At 60.0% G+C, this 23,282-nt stretch carries 21 protein-coding genes, 1 tRNA gene and 1 pseudogene; 12 read left to right on the top strand and 11 right to left on the bottom strand.

The window, feature by feature from the left end; translation table 11 throughout:
* Positions 1-88, top strand: an 88-nt coding sequence (locus ERD78_RS16465; RefSeq protein ID WP_129970584.1) for an IS3 family transposase, incomplete at its 5' end; no start/stop codon positions are given.
* A gap of 90 nt (positions 89-178) precedes the next feature.
* On the opposite strand, the gene ERD78_RS16460 is transcribed toward ERD78_RS16465, so the two are convergent.
* Positions 179-254 (bottom strand) — tRNA-Gly (locus ERD78_RS16460).
* Positions 255-424: 170 nt separating this feature from the next.
* Between ERD78_RS16460 and murB the strand changes: the two genes are divergently transcribed.
* A complete protein-coding gene (gene murB, locus ERD78_RS16455; protein ID WP_167668959.1) occupies positions 425-1,621 on the top strand; it encodes a UDP-N-acetylmuramate dehydrogenase in 1,197 nt (398 codons plus the stop codon).
* Here murB and dapB read toward each other — a convergent pair.
* Together dapB and ERD78_RS20050 are read right to left on the bottom strand one after the other, a co-directional pair.
* Complete coding sequence (gene dapB / locus ERD78_RS16450; RefSeq protein WP_129970521.1) at positions 1,564-2,355, bottom strand: 4-hydroxy-tetrahydrodipicolinate reductase; 792 nt, start codon at positions 2,353-2,355, stop codon at positions 1,564-1,566. The genes murB and dapB overlap by 58 nt on opposite strands.
* Before the next feature lie 437 nt (positions 2,356-2,792).
* Positions 2,793-3,120, bottom strand: a pseudogene (locus ERD78_RS20050) (outer membrane protein assembly factor BamE); the annotation flags it as partial.
* Positions 3,121-3,306: 186 nt separating this feature from the next.
* Here ERD78_RS20050 and fur point away from each other — a divergent pair.
* Positions 3,307-3,747, top strand: a complete 441-nt coding sequence (gene fur, locus ERD78_RS16440; RefSeq protein ID WP_129970517.1) for a ferric iron uptake transcriptional regulator — start codon at positions 3,307-3,309, stop codon at positions 3,745-3,747.
* A gap of 69 nt (positions 3,748-3,816) precedes the next feature.
* Here fur and recN read toward each other — a convergent pair whose 3' ends face one another.
* Both recN and ERD78_RS16430 read right to left on the bottom strand, forming a co-directional pair.
* Complete coding sequence (gene recN / locus ERD78_RS16435) at positions 3,817-5,460, bottom strand: DNA repair protein RecN (protein ID WP_129970515.1); 1,644 nt, start codon at positions 5,458-5,460, stop codon at positions 3,817-3,819.
* A 3-nt stretch (positions 5,461-5,463) separates the two neighbouring features.
* Positions 5,464-6,363 (bottom strand): NAD kinase, encoded by a 900-nt coding sequence (locus tag ERD78_RS16430; RefSeq protein ID WP_129970513.1) that lies wholly within the window; start codon positions 6,361-6,363, stop codon positions 5,464-5,466.
* Between the two features lie 115 nt (positions 6,364-6,478).
* Between ERD78_RS16430 and hrcA the strand changes: the two genes are divergently transcribed.
* The 5 genes from hrcA (at position 6,479) to dnaJ (ending at position 12,583) form a co-directional block, all read left to right on the top strand.
* Positions 6,479-7,486, top strand: coding sequence for a heat-inducible transcriptional repressor HrcA (gene hrcA, locus ERD78_RS16425; protein WP_129970511.1), 1,008 nt, complete (start codon positions 6,479-6,481; stop codon positions 7,484-7,486).
* Positions 7,479-8,531, top strand: a complete 1,053-nt coding sequence (hemH, locus tag ERD78_RS16420; RefSeq protein WP_129970509.1) for a ferrochelatase — start codon at positions 7,479-7,481, stop codon at positions 8,529-8,531. Before hrcA ends, hemH begins: the two co-directional genes overlap by 8 nt.
* A 138-nt stretch (positions 8,532-8,669) precedes the next feature.
* The gene (gene grpE / locus ERD78_RS16415) at positions 8,670-9,263 is read left to right on the top strand and encodes a nucleotide exchange factor GrpE (protein ID WP_129970507.1); all 594 of its coding nucleotides are present in this window, start codon (positions 8,670-8,672) and stop codon (positions 9,261-9,263) included.
* Positions 9,264-9,411: 148 nt separating this feature from the next.
* Positions 9,412-11,331 carry a molecular chaperone DnaK gene (dnaK, locus tag ERD78_RS16410; RefSeq protein WP_129970505.1) on the top strand — a complete coding sequence of 640 codons (1,920 nt, stop codon included), beginning with the start codon at positions 9,412-9,414 and terminating at the stop codon, positions 11,329-11,331.
* A gap of 136 nt (positions 11,332-11,467) precedes the next feature.
* Entirely contained in the window at positions 11,468-12,583 is a 1,116-nt protein-coding gene (gene dnaJ / locus ERD78_RS16405) for a molecular chaperone DnaJ (protein ID WP_129970503.1), read from the top strand.
* 184 nt (positions 12,584-12,767) lie between these two features.
* Here dnaJ and ERD78_RS16400 read toward each other — a convergent pair whose 3' ends face one another.
* The 4 genes from ERD78_RS16400 to ERD78_RS16385 all read right to left on the bottom strand — a co-directional run bounded on the left by ERD78_RS16400 (position 12,768) and on the right by ERD78_RS16385 (position 18,588).
* Entirely contained in the window at positions 12,768-15,761 is a 2,994-nt protein-coding gene (locus ERD78_RS16400) for a M16 family metallopeptidase (RefSeq protein ID WP_129970501.1), read from the bottom strand.
* A gap of 117 nt (positions 15,762-15,878) precedes the next feature.
* Positions 15,879-17,051 (bottom strand): vWA domain-containing protein, encoded by a 1,173-nt coding sequence (locus ERD78_RS16395; protein ID WP_129970499.1) that lies wholly within the window; start codon positions 17,049-17,051, stop codon positions 15,879-15,881.
* Positions 17,041-17,661, bottom strand: a complete 621-nt coding sequence (locus ERD78_RS16390; RefSeq protein WP_245152505.1) for a GNAT family N-acetyltransferase — start codon at positions 17,659-17,661, stop codon at positions 17,041-17,043. The genes ERD78_RS16395 and ERD78_RS16390 overlap by 11 nt, the downstream gene beginning before the upstream one ends.
* Positions 17,662-17,715: 54 nt before the next feature.
* The gene (locus ERD78_RS16385) at positions 17,716-18,588 is read right to left on the bottom strand and encodes an AAA family ATPase (RefSeq protein WP_129970497.1); all 873 of its coding nucleotides are present in this window, start codon (positions 18,586-18,588) and stop codon (positions 17,716-17,718) included.
* A gap of 130 nt (positions 18,589-18,718) precedes the next feature.
* Between ERD78_RS16385 and ERD78_RS16380 the strand changes: the two genes are divergently transcribed.
* Both ERD78_RS16380 and ERD78_RS16375 read left to right on the top strand, forming a co-directional pair.
* Entirely contained in the window at positions 18,719-19,090 is a 372-nt protein-coding gene (locus ERD78_RS16380; RefSeq protein ID WP_129970495.1) for a c-type cytochrome, read from the top strand.
* A gap of 12 nt (positions 19,091-19,102) precedes the next feature.
* Complete coding sequence (locus ERD78_RS16375) at positions 19,103-19,462, top strand: c-type cytochrome (RefSeq protein ID WP_129970493.1); 360 nt, start codon at positions 19,103-19,105, stop codon at positions 19,460-19,462.
* A gap of 4 nt (positions 19,463-19,466) precedes the next feature.
* On the opposite strand, the gene ERD78_RS16370 is transcribed toward ERD78_RS16375, so the two are convergent.
* The gene (locus tag ERD78_RS16370; protein WP_129970491.1) at positions 19,467-19,895 is read right to left on the bottom strand and encodes a DUF1841 family protein; all 429 of its coding nucleotides are present in this window, start codon (positions 19,893-19,895) and stop codon (positions 19,467-19,469) included.
* Between the two features lie 143 nt (positions 19,896-20,038).
* Here ERD78_RS16370 and icd point away from each other — a divergent pair, with 143 nt between their 5' ends.
* Positions 20,039-21,298: an NADP-dependent isocitrate dehydrogenase gene (icd, locus tag ERD78_RS16365; protein WP_129970489.1), complete on the top strand. Its 1,260-nt coding sequence runs from the start codon at positions 20,039-20,041 to the stop codon at positions 21,296-21,298.
* Between the two features lie 77 nt (positions 21,299-21,375).
* Here the strand turns inward: icd and ERD78_RS16360 are convergent, their stop codons facing one another.
* The gene (locus ERD78_RS16360) at positions 21,376-22,602 is read right to left on the bottom strand and encodes a glycosyltransferase (RefSeq protein WP_129970487.1); all 1,227 of its coding nucleotides are present in this window, start codon (positions 22,600-22,602) and stop codon (positions 21,376-21,378) included.
* Between the two features lie 61 nt (positions 22,603-22,663).
* Here ERD78_RS16360 and ERD78_RS16355 point away from each other — a divergent pair, with 61 nt between their 5' ends.
* Positions 22,664-23,263 (top strand): TetR/AcrR family transcriptional regulator, encoded by a 600-nt coding sequence (locus ERD78_RS16355; RefSeq protein ID WP_129970485.1) that lies wholly within the window; start codon positions 22,664-22,666, stop codon positions 23,261-23,263.
* Positions 23,264-23,282 lie beyond the last annotated feature (19 nt).

Raw genomic sequence — 23,282 nt, 5'->3', positions numbered from 1 at the left:
CATTCACTACTACAATCACGACCGCATCAAAATAAAACTAAAAGGCCTGAGTCCGGTGCAATACCGTATTCAGGCCTTGGCCACCTAATCTGTAACCGTCCAACTTCTAGGGGTCAGTTCATTTCGGCCCTTTTTTCAACGACTTACAGACACCAGTGGAAGTCTGTAGATCAAAAATTGGAGCGGGAAACGAGTCTCGAACTCGCGACCTCAACCTTGGCAAGGTTGCGCTCTACCAACTGAGCTATTCCCGCAATCTGCCTGGCAACCTGCTAAGCAGCCAAGGCAAAAAATTATAGCAGAATTTTTCTGTTCCGCTCAAGCCTGGCCGGACGCGAAAACATGGCTTCGAAGACCGCGCGGTTTACAATGAGGCGCTTCACACGAGTCGGATCAGCCGGCCTCTCATCTCATGGAAATCAATGTGCTGCAAACCGTCCAACAGGACTTGACCGCTTGCAATACCTTGGGCCTGCCGTCTCTGGCGACCACCTTGTTGCGCTTGCGCAGCCCGGATCAATTGCCCGCGTTATGCGCTTTGGCGCAGGCGCACCGATGCGTGTTCGTGTTGGGTGGAGGCAGCAATGTTGTGTTGGGGCCGCGTCTGGAAGGCTTGGTCATCAAGGTGGAAACGCGCGGTATTCGCCTTCTGGAAGAAACCGATACCGCCTGGATTGTCGAGGCCCAGGCGGGTGAGGTCTGGCATGACTTTGTCACCCATTGCCTTGACCAGGGATGGTTTGGGCTGGAGAACCTCGCGCTGATTCCCGGCACTGTGGGCGCGGCACCGGTACAGAACATTGGCGCCTACGGTGTGGAACTGGATCAGCGCTTCCACAGCCTCGTCGCCTGGGATTTGCGGGCGGGTAGGGCCATTGAGATGGCCGCCCCCGATTGCGGGTTTGCCTATCGCGACAGCGTGTTCAAGTATGCGGAACCTGGCCGCTGGCTAATTGCGGCTGTTCGCTTCCGGCTGCCCCGGCCATGGCAGCCGGTTGTTACATACCCTGATCTCAGGCAGCACCCCGCCGTACGCGCGCTTCTGACGTCTGCGACAGATGAAGGAGCTGGCGCCGGAAACGACGCCCTGGCCAGCCTGCGCACTGCCGGGTTTGGCGCCGAGAGCATGCGGAAGGCTGCGGAACGTCCCGGTGCGAATATCGGCGCGCCATTTTCGGGTGTATCGCCGCGCGCCATTTACGAAGCTGTATGCGAGATACGCCGGCGCAAGTTGCCCGATCCGGCTATCCTGGGCAACGCAGGCAGTTTTTTCAAGAACCCTGTTGTAACTGCGGCCAGCCGGGATGCGCTGCTTGCACGGTATCCGGGCCTTGTTTCCTACGCCCAGCCGGGCGGATCCCATTACAAGCTGGCGGCTGGCTGGCTCATCGAGCAGGCCGGCTGGAAGGGGCGCCGCCTGGGCCAGGTGGGAACACATGATCGCCAGGCGCTGGTCGTGGTCAACCATGGCGGCGCGCAGGCGGAGGACATTGTGCGCCTTGCTCATGCCATCAAGAGTGACGTCAGGGCACGATTTGGTGTTGAGCTGGAGCAGGAGCCGGTTCAGGTGGACAGCACATCCTGCATGTCGAAGAGCCCGAAATCTTTGCGTGCTAGATAGCGGGCCGCCCGCAGGCTGCCTTGCGCATACGTTGCACGGCTGTTGGACCGATGCGTGATTTCGATGCGCTCACCTGTGCCGCAAAAATAGGCGGTGTGTTCGCCCACCATGTCGCCGCCGCGCACCACCGAGAACCCTATGCGGCCTGTCTCGCGCGGGCCGGTTACGCCGTGGCGGGCCCAGTCCGCAATATCGTCCAGTTTTTTGCCCCATGCAGACGCCACCGTGTCTCCCATGGCCAGGGCGGTGCCTGACGGCGCATCGACCTTGTTGCGGTGATGCGCCTCGAACACCTCGACGTCGTAGCCTTCGTTCAGAAGCCGGGCGGCCATGTCGAGAAGTTTGAGCGTGGCATTGACGCCCACGCTCATGTTAGGCGCGAATACAATGGCAATTTTCTGGCTGGCGGCCTGAATGGCTTGTTTGCCTTTGTCATCAAAGCCGGTGGTGCCGATGACGCATTTCGTGCCATGCCGCACGCAGGCGGCCAGATGCGCGAGCGTGCCTTCCGGGCGTGTGAAGTCTATCAGGCAGTCCGCCTGCGCAAGCTGCTCCACGTCGTCTGTAATGAGCACACCCGTATCGCGCCCCAGGAATGAGCCCGCATCCTGGCCTACGCCGGGGGCACCGGCGCGGTCCAAGGCAACGGTGAGCTCGAGATCGGGGCTGTTCAGCACCGCCTCAATCAGCATGCGGCCCATGCGGCCGTCAGCACCTGAAATGGCAATACGCATTGTTGTTCCTTATCGCAGAGGTTCGTTTGCACGCTGGCCCGGGATATAGGATCCGGGCGGATTGCGGGGCGCGTCAGGGTTGTTGAGCAGGGGGCGGCGCGGCCCCGAGCGGCGTTCTTCCGCCTTGTCTTTTTCGGCCTGTATGGCCGCTTCCGTTTCCTGGATGCTCGGGGCGGGGGGTGGCGCATCCCCTGTCGCTGCGGGCTGCCCGCTTGCCGCGGCATCCGCGCTCTCGGGCAGCGTGACTTGGGATCCGTCGATAAGGGCTCCGCTGGCTGGCGCAAGCGGCGTAGCGTCGGGTATGGCCATGCTTTCGGCATCAGGCGTCTGACTGGCCTGCGCGGTAGCATCGGCTGCTGCAGCCGGTTCCGCTTGTGTTTGGGCTGTGTCGCGGTCCTTTTCTTCGCCGTCTGGCGGCGTCATGCCGGTGTCGGTTCTTTCGAATGGTTGGCGATCGGGCTGCTCGTCGCCGGACCAGCGCACCAGCTGGTCGCCGTCGAACCAAACGGTGAAATTGCGCAACTGTTCTTTTCCGTATCCGGGCTGGTTGTAATAGGGATAATCCCAGCGGTTGCTGTGGAAAATGTCCTGGAGCGTGGGTGTGCCCAGGATGAAGCGGACCTGATCACGGGTCATGCCCTGGCGCAACTGGGCTACTTGCTCGGAAGTGAGCCAGTTGCCCTGTTGCACATCCGGGCGATAGGGAAAGCCCCAGTTGGCGGTCCCGCAGGCGGCAAGTGTCGTGGCGAGCACGCTGGCCGCCAAGCATGCGCGTATCGCGCGGCGAATTGGTTTCTCTGTGTTGAGCACTAGGCGCCCCTGTTATCCAGATCGAATAAAACCGTTATCATAAAGGGTAAAACAATAGATGCATCAGCGTCTTTCGGCTCCGGGCGTCCAAACGCTCGTGCTTTGCCCGGAAGTTATCCACCCGTCCGAGACATTTTATCTATGAACGACCAAAGCGAATTGAAGAACATGGGGCTGAAGGCGACGTTTCCGCGCCTGAAGATTCTCGACATCTTTCGACGGGCAGACCAGCGTCACCAGAGTGCGGAAGATGTCTACCGCACGCTTATCGCCGAAGATGTGGACATCGGCCTGGCAACGGTATATCGCGTCCTTACGCAGTTCGAACAGGCTGGCATTCTGGTGCGCAGTCAGTTCGATGGCGGCAAGGCGGTATTCGAACTGAACGACGGCGATCACCACGACCATCTTATCTGCACCAATTGCGGCAAGGTGGTCGAGTTTACCGATCCCGAGATCGAAAAGCGGCAGCACAAGGTAGCCAAGGAAAAAGATTTCATCCTCGAAAGCCACACGATGCTACTGTACGGTATCTGCCCTGATTGCCAGACGGCACGAACCCAAACGAAAAGCGCGGCCTGAGGACGCGTCGTTTGTCAGGCTCCGTCTTGACCCTTGCCGCGGGCAACCCGCAGCGAGGGCTGGCTGCATTCAGTTCGCCAGCATCTCTCTGGCGTGCTTGCGTGTTGTGTCGGTGATTTTCAGCCCGCCCAGCATCCGGGCCACCTCATTTACGCGACCCGCATCGTCCAGGCTCACGATGTTCGACACCGTGCCCGCTCCGGAAGTCGTCTTGCTGACTTCATAGTGATGCATGCCGCGCGCGGCAACCTGCGGAAGATGCGTCACGCATAATACCTGGTGCCTCTGGCCGAGCTGGCGTAGTAATCCGCCCACGACATCGGCGACGGCGCCGCCTATGCCAGTGTCGACTTCGTCAAAAATCAGGGTAGGGACGCGCGCGGCTTGGCTGGCAATGACCGACAGCGCCAATGCGATGCGTGCCAGCTCGCCGCCCGAGGCTACCTTCGCCAGCGGACGGGCCGTGGTACCCGCATGCCCCGCCACCAGAAACGCCACCGATTCGGTGCCATGGGGGCCTGCGGGGCACGGTTGCAAGGCAACGTCGAAGCGGCCACCCTGCATGGCAAGCGTCTGCATGGCTTCCGTCACGCGGCGTGCCAACGTCTTGCCAGTCTTGCGCCTTGCCTTGCCCAGCATGCCTGCTAGCGTTTCATATTGAGCAGCTGCGGCGTCGCTGCTGGCCTGCAGCGCCTCAAGGTCGGCGGCTTGCTGGCTGGCCTGTAGCGTTTCGGCCAGTTGCAGGCGCAGGGCCGGAAGCTCGGCGGGCTCGCTATGGAATTTGCGTGCGATATCAAAAATGGCTGCCATGCGCTGCTCGGCTTGTGCCAGGCGCTCGGGGTCGAGATCGAGTCGGCCCAGGTAGCTGTTCAGGTCAGAAACCGCCTCGCCGGTGGAGATCAGCGCGGATTCGATGGCGTCGTGGATGCCTTGCAGTTGCGGATCATGCTTGAGCAGATGGCGTATGTGCTGGGCGGCTGCCCCAAGCGCCTGGCGCGCCGAGCCGTTTTCATCGTCGAGCGTGGATAATGCGGCGCCCGCCCCTTCGAGCAGTGCCTGGGCGTGCGCCAGCCGGCTGTGTTCGGCGCTGATGGTGTCCCATTCGCCATCACCCAGGGCCAGGCGGTCGAGTTCTTCGAGCCGCCAAGCCAGCCTTTCACGCTCCTCCTGCAGTGCAGCGGCATTGCGGCGGGCATCTTCCAGCGATTTCTGCGCCTGCTGCCACGCATGCCAGGCCTGCTGCACATCTCTTGCCAGATTCGCGTGACCGCCGTGCGCGTCGAGCAGTTCGCGCTGGCTGGATGCCTTGAGCAGGCTTTGGTGGGCATGCTGGCCATGTATATCGACCAGGAATGCGCCTAATTCCCGCAATTGGGTCAGCGCCACGGGCAGGCCGTTGATGAATGCGCGGCTGCGTCCCTGGTTATCGATGACCCGGCGCAGGACCAGGGCATCGTCGGGATCCAGTTCGTGCTCCCGCAACCAATCGTGCAGCGCAAGCGGAGGCTCGAAGACCGCGGTGATGTCGGCGCGGCTGGCGCCTTCCCTCAGGACCATGACGTCGCCGCGCGCGCCCAGTGCCAGCGAGAGCGCATCCACGAGGATAGACTTGCCTGCCCCGGTTTCGCCCGAAAATACCGTGAAACCCGCATCAAAATGCAGCTGGGCTTCGTCGACAATAACAAAGTCGCGGATATGCAGGGTGCGCAGCATGAATCACTCGGCCTCGTCCGTGGGTTGGGGCATATGGTTCCAATATAGTTTGCGCCGAAGCGTGGAAAAGAAGCTGTAGCCCTCTGGATGGAGGAAGCGGACGCGATGCGCGGCTCGCCGCACGTCGATGCGATCGCCTGGCTGGCAATCGGACCATGTCTGCATGTCGAAGTGCACGCTTGCGCCTGATTCGACCCGTCCGAGCGCCGTGATGGTGAGGCTCAGGGTGCCAGTGTCCGGCAGCACGATGGGCCGGTTGGAGAGGGTCTGGGGTGCCACGGGCACCAGCAGGATGGCATTCAGGCGGGGATGGACGATGGGGCCGCTTGCCGACAGCGAATAGGCGGTGGAGCCGGTCGGCGTGGCGACGATCAGGCCGTCGGCCCGCTGGCTGTACATGAAAGTGCCGTCCAGCTCGACCCGCACTTCTATCATGCCCCCGCGCCCGGCTCGATTCAGTACGACGTCGTTGAGGGCCTGCCCGGAAAACAGCGTTTCGCCGGCGCGCGTAACCCGTCCCTCGAGAAGCGTGCGCTCCTCGGACTCGTAATTTCCCTGGATGACGCTGGAAAGCGCATCGTGGGCGCTGGACAGGGGGATGTCGGTGATGAAGCCCAGGCGGCCGTGGTTGATGCCGATCAGCGGCACACCGCTGTGGGCCAGCCTGCGGGCTGCTCCCAGCATGGTGCCATCGCCGCCCATGATGACTGCCAGGTCGGCCTGCTTGCCGATATCGTCGTAGCTTGCCACCGGCAGCTGCCCTACGCCGGTATTGCGGGCTGTGTCGGCCTCGATGAGCACCTCGCAGCCCAGCGCGTGTAAGGTGGCTGCCAGCTCGAGCAAGGGGGCGTCCAGTCCTGTATCCTGATGCCGTCCTACAATTGCAACGGTTTTGAAGTGCATGAACCCTGTACCTGAATGTGTGAGGAAGTAAGGCCTGCGTTGATTATAGAGTCCATTGCCCTCTGTCAGAGGGCCAAATGCAGCCCGTTCCGGCAATATTGAATAAAATAGTCACATGGATGATAGAGCCAATGCGCTCCTCAGGGCGCTCATAGAACGTTACATTGCGGAAGGACAGCCCGTGGGCTCGCGCACGCTGTCCAAGATGTTCGATCTTTCGCCGGCCACCATACGCAACGTCATGGCCGATCTGGAAGACCTGGGCCTCATCCATAGTCCGCATACATCCGCAGGCAGAGTTCCCACCCCAAAGGGGTACAGGGTGTTCGTAGACCGACTTCTTGCGGTGCAGCGCTTCGAGGTCCTGCCGCCCAGCCAGATACGGGAAATGCTTCCCGCCGCCGAGCCCAGCCGCGCCGTAACGGCGGCGGCCGCACTGCTCTCGAACCTGTCGCAGTTCGCGGGCGTGGTGCTGGCCCCCAAAAGGGCCCAGGTGTTTCGCCACATGGAGTTTATCCGGCTGTCCGACAAACGCGTGTTGCTCATCATTGTGACACCCGATGGAGACGTGCAGAACCGCATCCTGTTTGTGCATCGCGACTACAGCGAACAGGAGCTGCTGGAGGCCAGTAATTTCTTCAACCAGCATTTCGCAGGCAAGTCCTTCGACGAGGTGCGCATGGCCATCACCGAAGAGCTGTCATCCCTGCAGGCGGATATTTCGAGGCTCATGCAGGCGGCGGTCGAGGCTGGCACGGCCATGGGCGAGTCCGACGATGACCTGGTCATATCCGGGGAAAGCAAGCTGCTCGACATTTCCGAGATTGCATCCGACATGGACCGCCTGCGAGGCATGTTCTCGCTGTTCGAGAAGAAGACCGAACTCCTTCAACTGCTCGATGTGTCCAGCCGCGCCCAGGGTGTGCAGATCTACATCGGGGGCGATTCGCGCCTGGTGCCGCTCGATGATATCTCGGTCATTACAGCGCCTTACGGCGTCGATGGCAAGGTCGTTGGCACGCTCGGCGTCATAGGGCCCTCGCGCATGGCCTATGAGCGGGTCATTCCCATAGTCGACATTACATCCCGCCTGCTCTCCAACGCACTGAGCCACAATGCCTGAATCTCGTTTTCTGGCCGAGCCGCAGGACCCCGACGCCTTCGCGCCGGCGCCCGCGCCGCGCCCGCACGGCCCCCTGGGCGTGCTGCTCGTCAACCTCGGTACGCCTGATGCGCCGACGCCGGCATCCATCCGGCGCTATCTCATCGAGTTTCTGTCGGATCGGCGCGTCATCGAAATCCCTCAGTGGCTTTGGCAACCCATCCTGAGAACCGTGGTGGTGCTGCGCCGGCCTCATGCGCTGGCCCCGCGATACCGCGAAATCTGGCTTGAGGAAGGTTCGCCGCTGCTGGTCTATAGCCAGAGGCTGGCGCAGGGCCTGCAGCAGCACCTGGGCGGCGAAGACGCCGTGCGCGTCGGGTTGGCCATGAGGTACGGCAACCCTTCGGTGGCTTCGGCAATGGACGCGCTGAGGGCGCAAGGTTGCGAACGCATGCTGGTGGTGCCCATGTATCCCCAATACGCAGCAAGCACCACGGCAACGGCTGTGGACAAAGTGGCCGCGTATGCCGCGCGCCTGCGCAATCAGCCCGAACTGCGATTCCTGAAGCGCTACAACACTTTGCCAGCCTACATCGACGCCCTGGCCGAGTCCGTTCGGCGGCACTGGGACGAGCACGGCATGCCCGACCGTCTGCTGCTCAGCTTCCATGGGCTGCCTCGTGTTACCGTGGCGCGAGGCGATCCCTATCATCGCGACTGTATGGAAACCGCTCAGGCACTGCGCGGGCGGCTCGGGCCGGACGGGCATCTGGTGCATGTCTCCTTCCAGAGCCGCTTCGGCGCCCAGGAGTGGCTCAAACCTTATACTGAACCCACGTTGCGCGCCTGGGCACGGGAAGGTGTACAGCGGGTGGACGTTATGTGTCCGGGCTTTCTGGCCGATTGCCTCGAAACCCTGGAGGAAATCCAGATGCAGTGCCGTGATGCCTTTCTTTCCGAAGGAGGGCAGGCGTTTCGTTACATTCCTTGCTTGAATGGCGATGCCAGGTGGGCAGAGGGGTTCGCTTCTTTCATCCGCCAGAGCCTGGCCGGCTGGCAAACCTGAGGGCACGTGGCCAGACCTGCAGGGCTTGCCGCACGGCCCGAGTAAAATCCCATGCGGTCTTGAGCTTGAAATTGGGGGCATGCGCCCCCAACTGCCTTTTATTGCGACCAATTACATCAGTTTTGTGGAGATTCTTTTATGTCGGCACCCCAGAAACCCTTAGACCCGCAGCAACAGGGTCCATCGGTGGACACCTCTGAGCAGCTTGAGGTCAATGATGCCGGCGGTAATGCCGCCGAACCGGGTGAACAGGCATCCGCCGAAGACCTGTCGGCATTGCTGGCCGACGCCCAGGAGCGCGTGGCAGCCTACCACGAGGACCTGCTGCGCGCGCGCGCCGAGGTGGAAAACATTCGCCGCCGTGCACAGGAAGACGTGGCCAAGGCCCGCAAGTTTGGCACGGAATCGTTTGCCGAGAGTCTCATTCCCGTCAGGGACAGCCTTGAAGCTGCCTTGGCGCTGACGGATCAGACTGCGGAAGCATGGCGGGAAGGGGTCGAAGCCACCTTGCGCCAACTCAATACCGCGTTCGAGCGCAACCTCATGAAGGAAGTGGCGCCAGCCGAGGGCGACAAGTTCGATCCGCACCAGCATCAGGCCATATCGTCGGTTCCTTCCAGCCAGCCAGAGGGCACAGTCGTTCAGTTGCTTCAAAAGGGCTACACCATTTCCGAGCGTGTGCTGAGGCCCGCGCTGGTCATGGTTTCTGCCGGCCCAGGCCAGCAAGGATAAAGCGGCGGCAGGGGGTGTGGCCGTGGCGACCGGGAAGGCCGTCTCAGCAAAAATTGCGGCGCGCAGCCTTGAAATCCCGACAGACGTCCCCATCTGGCTTTCATCAGCTTGTTTACATATTCAAAATTTATAGCAGGGTAATAACATCATGGGCAAAATTATTGGTATTGACCTGGGCACAACCAACAGTTGTGTGGCCGTCATCGATGGCACCAGCGTCAAGATTATCGAAAATGCCGAGGGCGCGCGCACCACGCCTTCCATCGTGGCCTATATGCCGGACGGCGAGATCCTGGTCGGCGCGCCTGCAAAACGCCAGGCCGTCACCAATCCCAGGAACACGCTGTTTGCCGTAAAGCGCCTTATCGGCCGCAAGTTTGACGAAAAGGCCGTCCAGAAAGACATCGACCTTATGCCGTACAGCATCATCAAGGCTGACAACGGCGACGCATGGGTCGAGGCCCAAGGCAAGAAGCTGGCGCCTCCCCAAGTATCGGCCGACGTTCTGCGCAAGATGAAGAAAACTGCCGAGGACTACCTGGGCGAGGAAGTCACCGAGGCTGTCATCACGGTGCCGGCCTACTTCAACGACAGCCAGCGCCAGGCCACCAAAGATGCAGGCCGCATTGCGGGGCTGGACGTCAAGCGCATCATCAACGAGCCGACTGCGGCGGCGCTGGCCTTCGGCATGGACAAGAGCGAAAAGGGCGACCGCAAGATAGCGGTGTACGACCTGGGCGGTGGCACGTTCGACGTCTCCATCATCGAAATCGCCGATGTCGACGGTGAAAAGCAGTTCGAAGTCCTGTCCACCAATGGGGATACCTTCCTGGGTGGCGAAGACTTCGACCAGCGCATCATCGACTACATCATCGGCGAGTTCAAAAAGGAAAGCGGCGTTGATCTGTCCAAGGACGTGCTGGCGCTGCAGCGTCTCAAGGAATCCGCTGAAAAGGCGAAGATCGAGCTGTCTTCCACTCAGCAGACCGAGATCAACCTGCCGTACATTACGGCCGACGCTTCGGGCCCCAAGCATCTGAACCTGAAGATCACTCGCGCGAAACTCGAGGCCCTGGTCGAGGAACTCATCGATCGCACCATCGAGCCGTGCCGCATCGCCATCAAGGACGCGGGCGTCAAGGTGTCGGAAATCGACGACGTCATTCTGGTTGGCGGCATGACGCGTATGCCCAAGGTGCAAGAGAAGGTCAAGGAATTCTTCGGCAAGGATCCGCGCAAGGACATCAACCCCGATGAGGCAGTTGCCGCTGGCGCCGCTATTCAGGGTTCCGTGCTGGCGGGTGATCGCAAGGACGTCCTGCTGCTTGACGTGACGCCCCTGTCTCTGGGCATCGAGACGCTGGGCGGTGTCATGACCAAGATGATCCAGAAGAACACCACCATACCCACGCGGTATTCGCAGGTGTTCTCGACGGCAGACGACAACCAGCCGGCCGTGACCATCAAGGTGTTCCAGGGTGAGCGCGAGATTGCCGCGGGCAACAAAGCGTTGGGCGAGTTCAATCTCGAAGGCATTCCGCCCGCAGCGCGTGGTACGCCGCAAATCGAGGTTACCTTCGACATCGACGCCAACGGCATCCTGCACGTATCCGCCAAGGACAAGGGTACGGGCAAGGAAAACAAGATCACCATCAAGGCCAATTCCGGCCTGAGCGATGATGAGATCGAGCGCATGGTAAAGGATGCCGAGGCCAATGCCGAGGAAGACCATCGCGTGGCCGAACTGGCGCTTACCCGTAACCAGGCTGACGCCTTGCTGCATTCCACGCGCAAGTCACTGGAAGAGCATGGCGACAAGCTGGATGCCGGTGAGAAGGAAGCCATTGAGAACGCCGCCAAGGAACTCGAGGATGTTCTGAAGGACGGCGACAAGGCTGCCATCGACAGCAAGGTCGAAGCGTTGACTGCCGCCGCGCAGAAGCTGGGCGAGAAGATGTATGCCGACATGCAGGCCCAGGCCGCAGCGGAGCAGGGAGCTGGCAATGCGCAGCCCGCTGAAGACGATGTGGTCGATGCCGACTTCAAAGAGGTCAAGCGCGATCAGTAAGGCTCGTTTGTAGTTCTCATGGTGCCCGGTTTCTGGCTGTTTGCCGGAAATCGGGCGTTCTCGTTCACACAACGAGGCCCGGGCCGCATGCCGGGCCCCAAGAATACACAGGCGTTACGCACGCAAAGCAATTCACATGGCAAAACGCGATTACTATGAAATCCTGGGTGTGGCCAAAAACGCTTCGGATGATGAAATCAAAAAGGCCTACCGCAAGCTGGCAATGAAATACCACCCGGATCGTAATCCGGGCAAGGAGGCTGAGGAAAAGTTCAAGGAGGCCAAGGAAGCCTACGAAGTTCTTTCCGACGAGCAGAAGCGTGGCGCCTACGACCGCTTTGGCCATGCGGGCGTCGATCCCAATTCCGGCATGGGCGCGGGCATGGGTTCCGCGGGTTTTGCCGATGCGTTTGGTGATATTTTCGGCGAAATATTCGGTGGCGGCCGACGAGGCGGCGGCCCGCAGGTATACCGGGGCGCCGATCTGAAGTATTCCCTGGACATCACACTCGAACAGGCAGCCAACGGTTTCGATACGGAAATCCGGGTACCCAGCTGGGAAACCTGCGATACCTGCCATGGATCGGGCGCCAAGCCCGGCACCTCGCCAAAGACATGCCATACTTGCAACGGCGTGGGCACTGTGCGTATGCAGCAAGGCTTTTTCAGTGTGCAGCAAACCTGCCCGACCTGTCACGGTACCGGCAAGGAAATCACCGATCCTTGCACAGCATGCGATGGGGTGGGCCGCATCCGCAAGAACAAGACGCTGCAGGTCAAGATTCCCGCTGGTATAGACGACGGCATGCGTATTCGCTCAAGCGGCAATGGAGAACCCGGGGTTAACGGCGGGCCTCCGGGCGATTTGTACGTGGAGATCCATCTCAAGCCGCACAATATCTTCCAGCGCGATGGAGACGATCTGCACTGCGAACTTACCATTCCGTTCACGACCGCCGCATTGGGCGGCAACCTGGAAGTGCCTACCCTGTCCGGCAAAGGCGAGATCAGCATTCCGGAAGGCACGCAATCCGGCAAGCTGTTCAGGCTGCGCGGCAAGGGAATACGTGGCGTGCGGGGCAGCTATCCGGGCGACCTGTATTGCCATATTTCGGTCGAAACGCCTGTGCGGCTATCCGATGAGCAGAAGAAGATTCTTCGGCAGTTCGAGGCCTCCCTGGAGCAGGGCGGCGCCAAGCACTCTCCCAACAGCAAGTCCTGGACGGATCGGGTCAAGAACTTCTTTTCCTGATAGCACTTTTATTCAATAGAAAAACCGGGCCGGCATATGCCGGCCCAATTTTTTGTATGAAACCGAGACCTGGACGGGGCGCTCGGAACCAGGTGTTGGCCTGGCTGGCCGCACCTCGCCGGCCGCACCTCGCCGGCCGCACCTAGCCGGCCGCACCTAGCCGGCCGCACCTAGCCGGCCGCACCTAGCCAGCCGCGGCGCTGGCCTGTTCAGACGTATCTTTGGCCTTGTTGGTCTGAGGCGCAACCGAGCCCTTGCTGCCCGTCCCCGCGTCGCCCGCCGTCGCGCCGCGGGTTTTAGCGGAGTGTGGCGATGCAGGTGCGTGCGATTGCTCTGCGGTTGCATTGATGGCAGGCATATCTGCCTGTGGCGTGTCCTTCCGGGGCTCCTGTGCCGCGGGCTCGGCATCCAGGCGTTTGGGTGCCGAGTTCCACTTGCTTTTGTCTGCAGCCAGCGCCGCGCTGAACTGCTTGGGCTTGAGCCAGCGTTCCAGGGTTGTATTGATGGTGTCTGCATTCAGTTTGCGCAACGCATCGTCGATTTTCTGCGACCAGGCAAAAGTGCGGCCGGTGTCCAGGTAACTGATCCATGCAGCCGCCAGCGTGCCATCGCGTGCACGCGCCAGCTTGCGATAATTGAGCAAGGCTTGAGCGCCTTCCCGGACTTCCTGCTCGGTGAATCCTTTGCTCAGGACGTTCTGAAGCACCTCGTCCACGTCGGCGATGAGCTTCTTGCTGTTTTCCGGCGCATGGATTGCATAGATGGTCCAGCTGCCAGACGGCTCATAGGCCGAAGCGCTCAATTGGCTGCGTACATCGTAGGACAGGCCGTCCTGTACCCGAATGCGGTTCCACAGCCGCGAGGTTTCCGATGAGCCCAGAAGATAGTTGGCCAAGTACAGGGCAGGAAAGTCGGGGTCTGTATCCTGCAGTTCCAAAGGTGCGGTCGCCAGATAGAACGCATTGGCCTTGTCGGGCGTATCGATGTCGAAACGCTCCGGCGGCACCACATGGAAGGGATTGTCTACGCGTTCATAAGCGGGTGCTTCCTGCCAGCCCTTCAAACCCTGAGTCAATGCTTTTTTTACTGCCTCGGCATCGAAATCGCCCACCGCGGAGAAAAGAATATTGCCCGTTCCGTAGAATTTTGCATGAAATTTCTCCAGGCTCTGGCGTGTCAAGGCAGCTATTTCGTCGCGCTCTTCCTGGAAGGTGGGTGTGTAGCGCACATCTTCCCTTGGCCAAGGGTTGTCGTGCCTGGCCAGGGCGCGCGAGGCCAGAGACGTGGGCTCCGACATGGCGCTTGAAATGGCCGCCGCCGCTTGGCGCTGGTACTCAACCAGTTCTCTCGTGGGGAAATCGGCCTCGCGTACAACGTGCAGCACAAGGTCGAGCAGCGCGGGAAGGTTTTCTCGTACAGTGGACATGCTCACGGTCAGCACGCCACCGCCGCCGCCAAATCCGACCTGCGCCTGCAGGGCATTGTATTTGTCCTGGATTTCCTGCCGGGACATGGATGTGGTGCCGTGATCCAGCAGCGCGGCAACGGCAGTGGCAACCTCGCGCTCGCCCATCAGCGTATCCGCGGTGCCAAATTGTATGCGTAGATTCGCATGCACACGATTACCGCGCGTAGGCTTAGGAAGCAGCGCCAGCTTGACCTCGCCGTTGGGCAGCATCAAGGGAGTGCGGTCGGTTGCGGCATCAATGTTTTCGGGCGATACATCGAAAGCCGCCGTGACGGGGCCCGTTGACTGCTTGCCCTTGTAATCCTTGAGCATGGACGCCAGGTCGGGCTGTGTAGCCTTGGGTGCGCGCACGGGGTGCGCCGTGGGGATGTATCTGCCGCTCGTGCGATTGCTGGCGGTGAGATAGGCGGCGGTGACACGCTGCACGTCGTCCAGCTTCATGTTTGTGATGCGATCGCGTGCCAGAAAAAACAGGCGCCAGTCGCCATCTGCCACCATCTCGGACAGCGCGCTGGCCAGTTGTGCCGGATTGGCATAGATTTGAGACCATTCTGTCAGCCACTGATTGCGCACGCGTTCGAGCTGCTGGTCGGTGAAGGGGTGCTTGCCGACTGATTCAACCGTCTGTTCGAGCACCGACAGCGCCTTGTCCTGGTCCATGCCGTTTTCCAGTTGGGCACCGAAAAAGACGTAGCCAGGCTGCTTCATGTCCGCCGAGAAGCCGAATACGCTGGCAGCCAGGTTTTCACGGACCAGGTTGTGGTAGAGCGGTCCTGAGGGTGTGTCCGCCAGAATGGACACGCCCAGGTCCAGTGCCGTGAAGTCGTCGCTGCCTGCGGCAGGCGCGTGATAAAGGGCCGCGACAATAGGCGTGCCGCCATGGCGGCGAAGGCTGACGGCGCGCTCGCCGTCCTGCACCGGTTCGACTGTGTATTCCGGGGGCAGCGTGCGAGAGGGCTTGGGGATCTTTCCGAATGCGTCCGCAACGGTCTTCAGGGTGGTGTCGGGATCGAAGCGGCCCGTAATGATAAGCACGGCATTGTCGGGCTGGTAGTACTCGCGATAGTAGGCCTGCAGTTGCTTGATATCGACGTTTTCGACATCCGAGCGGGCGCCGATGGTGCTATGCCCGTAGTTGTGCCACTGGTAGGCAGTGGCCTGCATTTTTTGCAGCAGGATCTGGAAGGGGTTGTTTTCGCCGCGCTCCATTTCGTTGCGCACCACCGTCATTTCGGAGTCCAGATCCTTTTTGGAAATGAGGGAGTTGACCATGGCATCGGCCTGCCATCCGAGGAACCAGTCGAGTGTTTCCGGATCGGCTGCGAAACTGGCATAGTAGTTGGTTCGGTCGCTGGTTGTGGAGCCGTTGGCGGCAAGGCCCCGGCGCGAAAACTCTGCAAGTGCATTAGGTGTGGTGGGCGTGCCGCGAAACAGCATGTGCTCAAGTAGATGCGCCATGCCGGTCTGGCCGTAGTTTTCCTGGCGTGCGCCGACCAGATACGTCATGTTTACCGTGGTGCTGGGCTTGGAGGGGTCGGGCGCAAGCAGCACCTTCAGGCCATTGGCCAGCATATATTGCGTGACTCCTTCCACCGACGGGCCTTGCGTGACGCCCTGCGGAAGGCTGGCTGCATGTGCGATGGCACCCAGCGCAGTGAACAGAAAAAGGGCACTGGCCCGGGCCAGGGCTTTAGGCAGAATCTTGGTCATTGCTCAGGCTTCCGTGAGGTAAGGGTACTACTTCTGCTCTTTTAACACAGCAGCCCGATTCGACGCCGTCTCTGCGCCAAAGTTCAGCTGTACTGCCTCGAAGAGCGTGGGCGCGCGCTAGCGGGACAGGCTGCGCATGGCCGATTCCAGGCCGCTGACTGTGACGCTGAACATGCGGTCGTGCATAATATTCTTGATGATGGCAATCGACTGACGGTACTCCCAGTAGCCAGCCGGCTCAGGGTTCAGCCACACGGATTTGGGCCAGTTCTCGAGCAGGCGCTGCAGCCATGTGGCTCCGCTTTCCTTGTTGTAGTGCTCCACCGAGCCGCCTGGCTGCAGGATTTCATAGGGACTCATGGTGGCGTCGCCCACGATGATCAGGCGCCAGTCTTCGTTGTATTTGCGCAGTATGTCCCAGGTATCGGTGCGCTCGGCATGGCGCCGGCGGTTGTCCTGCCACAGCGACTCATAGGGGCAGTTGTGAAAATAGTACACCTCGAGATTGCGAAATTCGCTGCGCGCCGCCGAAAAAAGTTCTTCCACGCGGGCAATGTGGTCGTCCATGCTGCCGCCCACATCCAGCAGCATCAGCACTTTCACTGTGTTGTGCCGCTCCGGCACCATTTGCAGGTCGAGCAGGCCCGCATTGCGTGCAGTGCTGCGGATCGTGTCGTCCAGATCGAGTTCGAGTTCGGCGCCTTCGCGCGCAAACCGGCGCAGGCGTCTCAAGGCCATCTTGAAGTTGCGAGTGCCTAACGCCTGCTGGTCGTCGTAGTCGCGATACTCGCGCCGCTCCCACACCTTGAGGGCCGTGCGGTTGCCGGCCGACGGCCCGCCCACGCGTATGCCTTCGGGATGGTAGCCGCCATGCCCGAAGGGAGAGCTGCCGCCCGTGCCTATCCATTTGCTGCCGCCGGCGTGGCGCTCCTTCTGCTCTTCGAGGCGCTGCTTGAACAGCTCCATGAGCTTGTCCCAGCCAAGCTTCTCGATGGCAGCCTTTTCTTCGGGCGTGAGGTTTTTCTGGAATTCCTTGATGAGCCAGTCCAGCGGGATTTCCTTGCCGGCGGGCAGGGCCACCTTCAGCTGCCGATAGTAGGCGGCGAAGGCTTGGTCGTAGCGGTCGAACTGGGTTTCGTCCTTGATCAGCGTCATGCGCGCCATGTGATAGAAATCTTCGATGGAAGGCGACATCACGCCGGCCTGCAAGGCTTCGAGCAGAGTCAGATATTCCTGAACCGAAACCGGCAGCCGATGGGCGCGCAGGTGATAGAAAAAGTCAGTGAGCATGGCGCGTCAGCTGGTATTCCAGGTGCTTTTCCACTTCCTTCCATTCTCCAGCCAGCAGGCTGTAGGCGACGGTATCGCGCACGCTGCCATCGCGCCGTAAGGCATGATGGCGCAGGACTCCGTCTCTGCGGGCGCCCAGGCGTTCGATGGCGCGTTGGGATGCGAAGTTGTAGTTGTCGGTGCGCCATCCAACGATGCTGGCGCCAAGCGTCTCGAAGGCATGGCGCAGCAGAAGCAGCTTGCAGGTGGTGTTGACGTGCGTGCGCTGCCAGCGCTTGGCATACCATGTGTGGCCGATCTCCAGGCGGGCAATGGCCGGCACGATATCGTGATAGCGCGTGGTGCCTATCACCTTGCCGCTCAGATCATCGCGGACGGCGAAAGGCAGCATGTGCCCGTCCGCCTGCCCCCGCAGCGCCGTCTCAATATAGGCACCTTCGGTGCCCGGTTCAGGCACCGATGTCACGCGCAACGTCCAGAGATCTCCATCGTGGGCGGCGTCCCGCAGGGCGTCTGCATGCTGCGGCTCGAGCGGGATCAGGCTGACACCGTTGCCGCTGAGGGTAACGGGCTCTGGCATAAGGTGAAATGCTGCGTTCAAGTGGGTCATGTGTAGGTTTCCGACGAGAGAGGACATCTGGATAAAAAAGCGTGCGCGCCGGCATCAGCGCCGCTGGCGCGTCATGGCGGCCAGGCGCTGAAGCAATGTCAGATCCTGTTCATTCTTGAGTAGTGCGCCCGCGAGCACCGGCAGGTCCTGCGTGGTGTCGGCGATGTCGGTGACGGGCACGCCTTCGTTGATCAACAGACGAAGCCAGTCAAGGAACTCGGACGTGGAAGGCTTTTTCTTGAGGCCCGGTGCTTCGCGCAAAGCAAAGAACGTATCCAGCGCCGCCCGCAGCACTTCTTCGCGCAGATCGGGATAGTGCACGGAGACAATCTCCCGCATGGTTTCGGGCGTCGGGAAATTGATGTAATGGAAGAAGCACCGGCGTAAAAATGCGTCGGGAAGATCTTTTTCGTTGTTGGATGTGATGATGATGAGCGGACGATGGCGGGCCTGGATGGTCTGGCGGGTTTCATACACATGGAATTCCATGCGATCGAGTTCGCGCAAAAGATCATTGGGAAATTCGATGTCAGCTTTGTCGATTTCGTCGATAAGCACGACGGCGGGCTGGGCAGATTCGAAAGCCTGCCAGAGTATTCCCTTGACGATATAGTTGCCGATGTCGCGCACTTTTTCGTCGCCCAACTGCGAATCGCGTAGGCGCGACACCGCGTCATATTCGTACAGGCCCTGGTGCGCCTTGGTCGTGGATTTTATATGCCATTGCAGCAATGGCCTGCCCAAGGATGCGGCAACCTCTTCGGCCAGCATGGTCTTGCCGGTGCCGGGCTCGCCTTTGATCAACAATGGTCGTTGCAGCGCAAGCGCCGCATTCACGGCCATTTTCAGGTCGTCCGTGGCAACGTAGCGCTCGCTGCCGGTATAGCGTTCATTATGATTTGCGGGTGCTGCTGAGGTCATTGGCATGTTCCATGATTTTATGGACAAGGAGGTCGGGATGTATTGCTTGTCTCAATTATCGTACAATCGGGTTTTTCCAAAGGGTGGTTGATTCAAGTCAACGTTTTCAATTTATAACGCCAAAACAAGAGCTATTATGACGTCGCGAACATCTCTGAAGCGCAGTCTGTCTGCGTTGGTCGTCCTGGCATCCTGTGCGATCATGGGCCAGGCCTTCGCCGCCGATGCCAAGGCACCGGCGGACGCCGCGCCCGTGGGCGATGCGCAGGCAGCACTGGGCAAAATATCCATGTGCATAGGTTGCCATGGTATCAAGGGATATAAATCCAGTTTTCCCGAGGTGTATCACGTACCCATGATAGCGGGCCAGAACGCCGAATATATCGTGGCAGCCCTCAAGGAATATGCAAGCGGTGCCCGTACCTTCCCCACCATGGAAGCCATCGCGAAGAGCCTGTCTCCTCAAGACATGGCCGACATTGCCGCTCATTATTCCAGCTTCAAGTAATCGGGGGCCCGTATGAAGAAATTGTTAATCGCCATCGCCGGCTCCGCTTTGCTGGCTGCCTCGGGAATAAGCGCGGCAGCCGATCTGGATGCGGGCAAGGCCTTGTTCGAGAAAACCTGTGCATCCTGTCATGGTGCCGACGCCAAGTCGCCCGTCATGCCCGCCTATCCCATTCTGGCTGGCCAGCATCAGGATTATCTGGCTCATGCGCTCAAGGCATACCAGCGCGGCAACAACAACGAGCCCGCCAGTTCCAACATTCGCAAGAATGCCGTCATGGGCGCCATGGCCGCCCAACTGTCGGCAACCGATATCGAAAATGTGACCGCCTGGCTGGCCAGCTTGCCTTCATCTCTGTCGGTGGAAAAATAGCGCTTTAGCGGCGCGTGGCGTGCCGCCTTACCAGGTCGATGTATTTGTCGGAATCCAGCGGCTTGCCTAGCCGCTGTGCTTCCCAGACTACTTCGCCCAGTGCTTCCATGATGATATGGGCGGCATCGTGTGGATCGTGGTTGGCCAGCAATGCTTCGAATGCAGACTTGATACCCGGCGGCTGATCAATGGACAGTTGCTCATTGATTGCCAGATGCATGGACAGATGCAGAAACGGATTGCTGCGGCCTTCCTCAACGGTGAAATCCGCGTTTGCGCGCTCGGGGTCCTCGAGGTCGGCGTGGTACTCCGGATGCAGCTCGACCAGATCCGCCGCCATGGTTTCCAGCGGCGTCAGCACACCGTGGTTTCTGCGTTTGTGCCACGCCTCGGTGAAAAACTGCCGCACCTGCTCGCGGGAGGGGTTGAACATGCCTGATTCCGTGTAAAACTGCCTGTGAACCCTTTATTTTAACCGTGCCCGAAAGTACGTTAAACTACTCTTATATAAGACTAGAAATTCACTTATTGTAATTTTGACGATATCCCACGCTTCGTGGAGCAACTGGAGCATTCATGTCCTATCAGCACATCAAGGTCCCTGCCGAGGGCCAGAAAATCACGGTCAATGCCGATTCCTCGCTGGCCGTTCCTGACCAGCCCATCATTCCCTACATCGAAGGCGACGGCACTGGTGCGGATATCACTCCCGTCATGCTGAAGGTGGTCGATGCGGCTGTGACCAAGGCCTATGGCGGTAAGCGCAAAATCCACTGGATGGAAGTGTACGCCGGTGAAAAGTCCACCAAGGTATATGGCCCCGATGTCTGGCTGCCCGAAGAAACACTCGATGTGGTGAAAGAGTATGTGGTGTCTATCAAAGGCCCGCTGACCACGCCCGTGGGCGGTGGCATTCGTTCGCTCAACGTTGCCCTGCGCCAGCAGCTGGACCTGTACGTCTGCCTGCGCCCGATCCAGTACTTCAAGGGTGTTCCATCGCCGGTGCGCGAACCTGAGAAGACCAATATGGTCATTTTCCGCGAAAATTCGGAAGATATCTACGCCGGCATCGAATTCGAGGCCGAGAGCGCCAACGCCAAGAAGCTCATCGCATTTCTGCAGAACGAGCTGGGCGTCAAGAAGATTCGCTTTCCCGAAACCTCCGGCATCGGCGTCAAGCCGGTTTCGCGCGAAGGCACGCAGCGCCTCGTGCGCAAGGCCATCCAGTACGCTATCGACAACGATCGCGCCTCGGTCACGCTGGTTCACAAGGGCAACATCATGAAGTTCACGGAAGGCGGCTTCCGTGATTGGGGCTATGAGCTGGCGCAGAAGGAGTTCGGTGCGCAGCCCATCGATGGCGGCCCATGGTGCAAATTCAAAAATCCCAAGACAGGTCGCGAGATCACGGTCAAGGATTCGATCGCCGATGCCTTCCTGCAGCAGATTCTGCTGCGCCCCGCCGAGTACGACGTCATTGCCACGCTGAACCTCAACGGCGATTATGTATCCGACGCGCTGGCCGCCCAGGTGGGCGGTATTGGCATCGCTCCTGGCGCGAATCTGTCTGACTCCGTCGCCATGTTCGAGGCCACCCACGGCACGGCGCCCAAGTATGCCGGCAAAGATTACGTCAACCCGGGTTCGGAAATTCTGTCGGCTGAAATGATGCTGCGTCACATGGGCTGGACGGAAGCGGCCGACCTTATTATTTCCAGCATGGAAAAATCCATTCTGTCCAAGAAGGTCACATACGACTTCGCTCGCCTGCTCGAAGGTGCTACGCAAGTGTCGTGCTCCGGCTTTGGCCAAGTCATGATAGACAATATGGACTAGTCTGACGCCGGCCGCTGCCCGCGGCGGGCCGTATGTTGCCATGCCCCACTTTCTTCCGGGAAGTGGGGCTTTTTCGATTACGCTTTCCCTGTCTTCGCAAAGATCTTTTCGACCAGCGCAACGCCGGCAATAAGTCCATCTTCACGTGCCATTCTTCGGCCCAGTTCGGCCGCGCGGGCGACGACAGCGGGCTTTTCCACAAAATCGATGGCGGCGAGAAGGGTGCTCGCGTCCAGGCGTGCCGGGGAAATTGCCGCGGGCGCTACGCCAAGTTGATGAAGACGGTGCGCCCAGAAAGGCTGGTCACCGGTAAACGGAACGATGATGGATGGTCTTCCCGAGCGTACGGCCGAGTGCGATGTCCCCGATCCGCCGTGATGAATCACAGCGGCCATTCTGGGAAACAGCCAGTCGTGCGGTACCGCGTCGATATGGAGGATATTGTCAGGAAGATCCATTGATCTTGAATCACGCCGTCCGGGCCAGACCACGGCCCGGCGCCCATTCAAGGCGGCGATTATTTTTTCCAGCGTGCGCGGTACATCGATTCCGGCCATGCTGCCAAACCCCACATAGATCGGTGCCGTGCCGCAGGCCAGGAAGTCCCGCAGAGCGTCAGGGGGTGTGTATCCAGCGTCGGCCGGACGCCGCCATTGTCCGCAAAGATGCGCATGGGAAGGCCAATCGTCAGGTGGTGGCAATATCGTTGGCGAGATGCCGTAAAGCATAGAGTGATCCGTCCATAGCTTCGCTCTTGGAGGCAGTCCCAGAACCTGTGCCCGGGCACGATTAAGCGTCTTCTTGAAAGCAAGCCAGAACAATTGGTTCGTTAGGACGAGGCTTGCCCTGTTGAGCGGGGCGGGGATCCAGGCGGGCGGCAGGAAGGGAGAAGGGAACGCCCGCGAAGGCGTCAAAGGAATCATGCCTGCACCCAAGACTGGAATTTTCAGGTATTCCGCGACCGAGAGTCCGACAAAACCGGCCAACCCCGAAGTCACGATTGCGTCGCACTCGCGCGCTGCAGACAACGTTTCTTTCATCCAGGCTGCCGCATGTGTATTGGTCAAACTGATCAATGCCTTGGCTGTGTCTCGCCCTCCGGTTGGTCGTCCCCCCTTGCCGAACAGCGCCTGAATGTCGCCGGAAAGCGGCATCATCCGCCCTTCGAAGCGGTGTTGCGAGCCCAGGCTGTGCGCATCCCCCAGCAGGCAGACATCATGACCCGCTTCGCATAAGGCGTGACCCAGCGCAGCCAATGGGCGTGTATCCCCCTCTGTTCCATAAGTAAGCATCGCGATTTTCATAAGCCAGGATAAATGCTAAAGTAAACGTCGTATACTTTAGCATTTAATTATGCATTGAGATATGGCATTCATACCTGATCGTCCCAGGCGCCGCGTGGAGATGCCCGCGCATATCCATCGGGTCGCGCGCATCCTGTTTGAATCAGAAGGCTACGAGCGTGTGACGATGGAGCAGGTTGCCAGTCAAGCGAAGGTCTCCAAGCGGACCTTGTACAAATACTTCCCGGTCAAGGAGGCTCTGCTGGAAAGCGTGCTGGAGGCACAGCTTGCGGAAGATTTGGCGCAACGCACGCCATACATGGAACAGGCCAGCTTTCGTACCGGCGTTGGCGTATTGCTTCAGGCGTCCGCACACTGGTGTGAGCGGCATGCGGACTATCTGCTGCCTTACATCCGTCATAAGTTCCGCAGCTTCGATCCCACTGCGGTCTCAAGGAAAGACAATGATCTGGTGCCGGTGTGGGCATCGCTCATTGACGCAGCGCAAGCGCGGGGAGAGCTGCGGTCGAACGTATCGTCGGCGCAATTGAGCGTCTATTTTCATTATCTGTATCTTGGCGCGCTTATGCGCTGGCTCACCCGGCCGCAGCTCGATCTGGAGGAAGAGTTCAATACGGTGGTCGATCTATTCGTCGAGGGCGCAAAGGGCCAGGCTGCCTAAGCCCGACTACCCCATCCAG

The sequence above is a fragment of the Allopusillimonas soli genome (assembly GCF_004153445.1).
Classification (GTDB): Bacteria; Pseudomonadota; Gammaproteobacteria; order Burkholderiales; family Burkholderiaceae_B; genus Allopusillimonas; species Allopusillimonas soli.
This window is presented reverse-complemented; position numbering and strand designations above follow the sequence as displayed.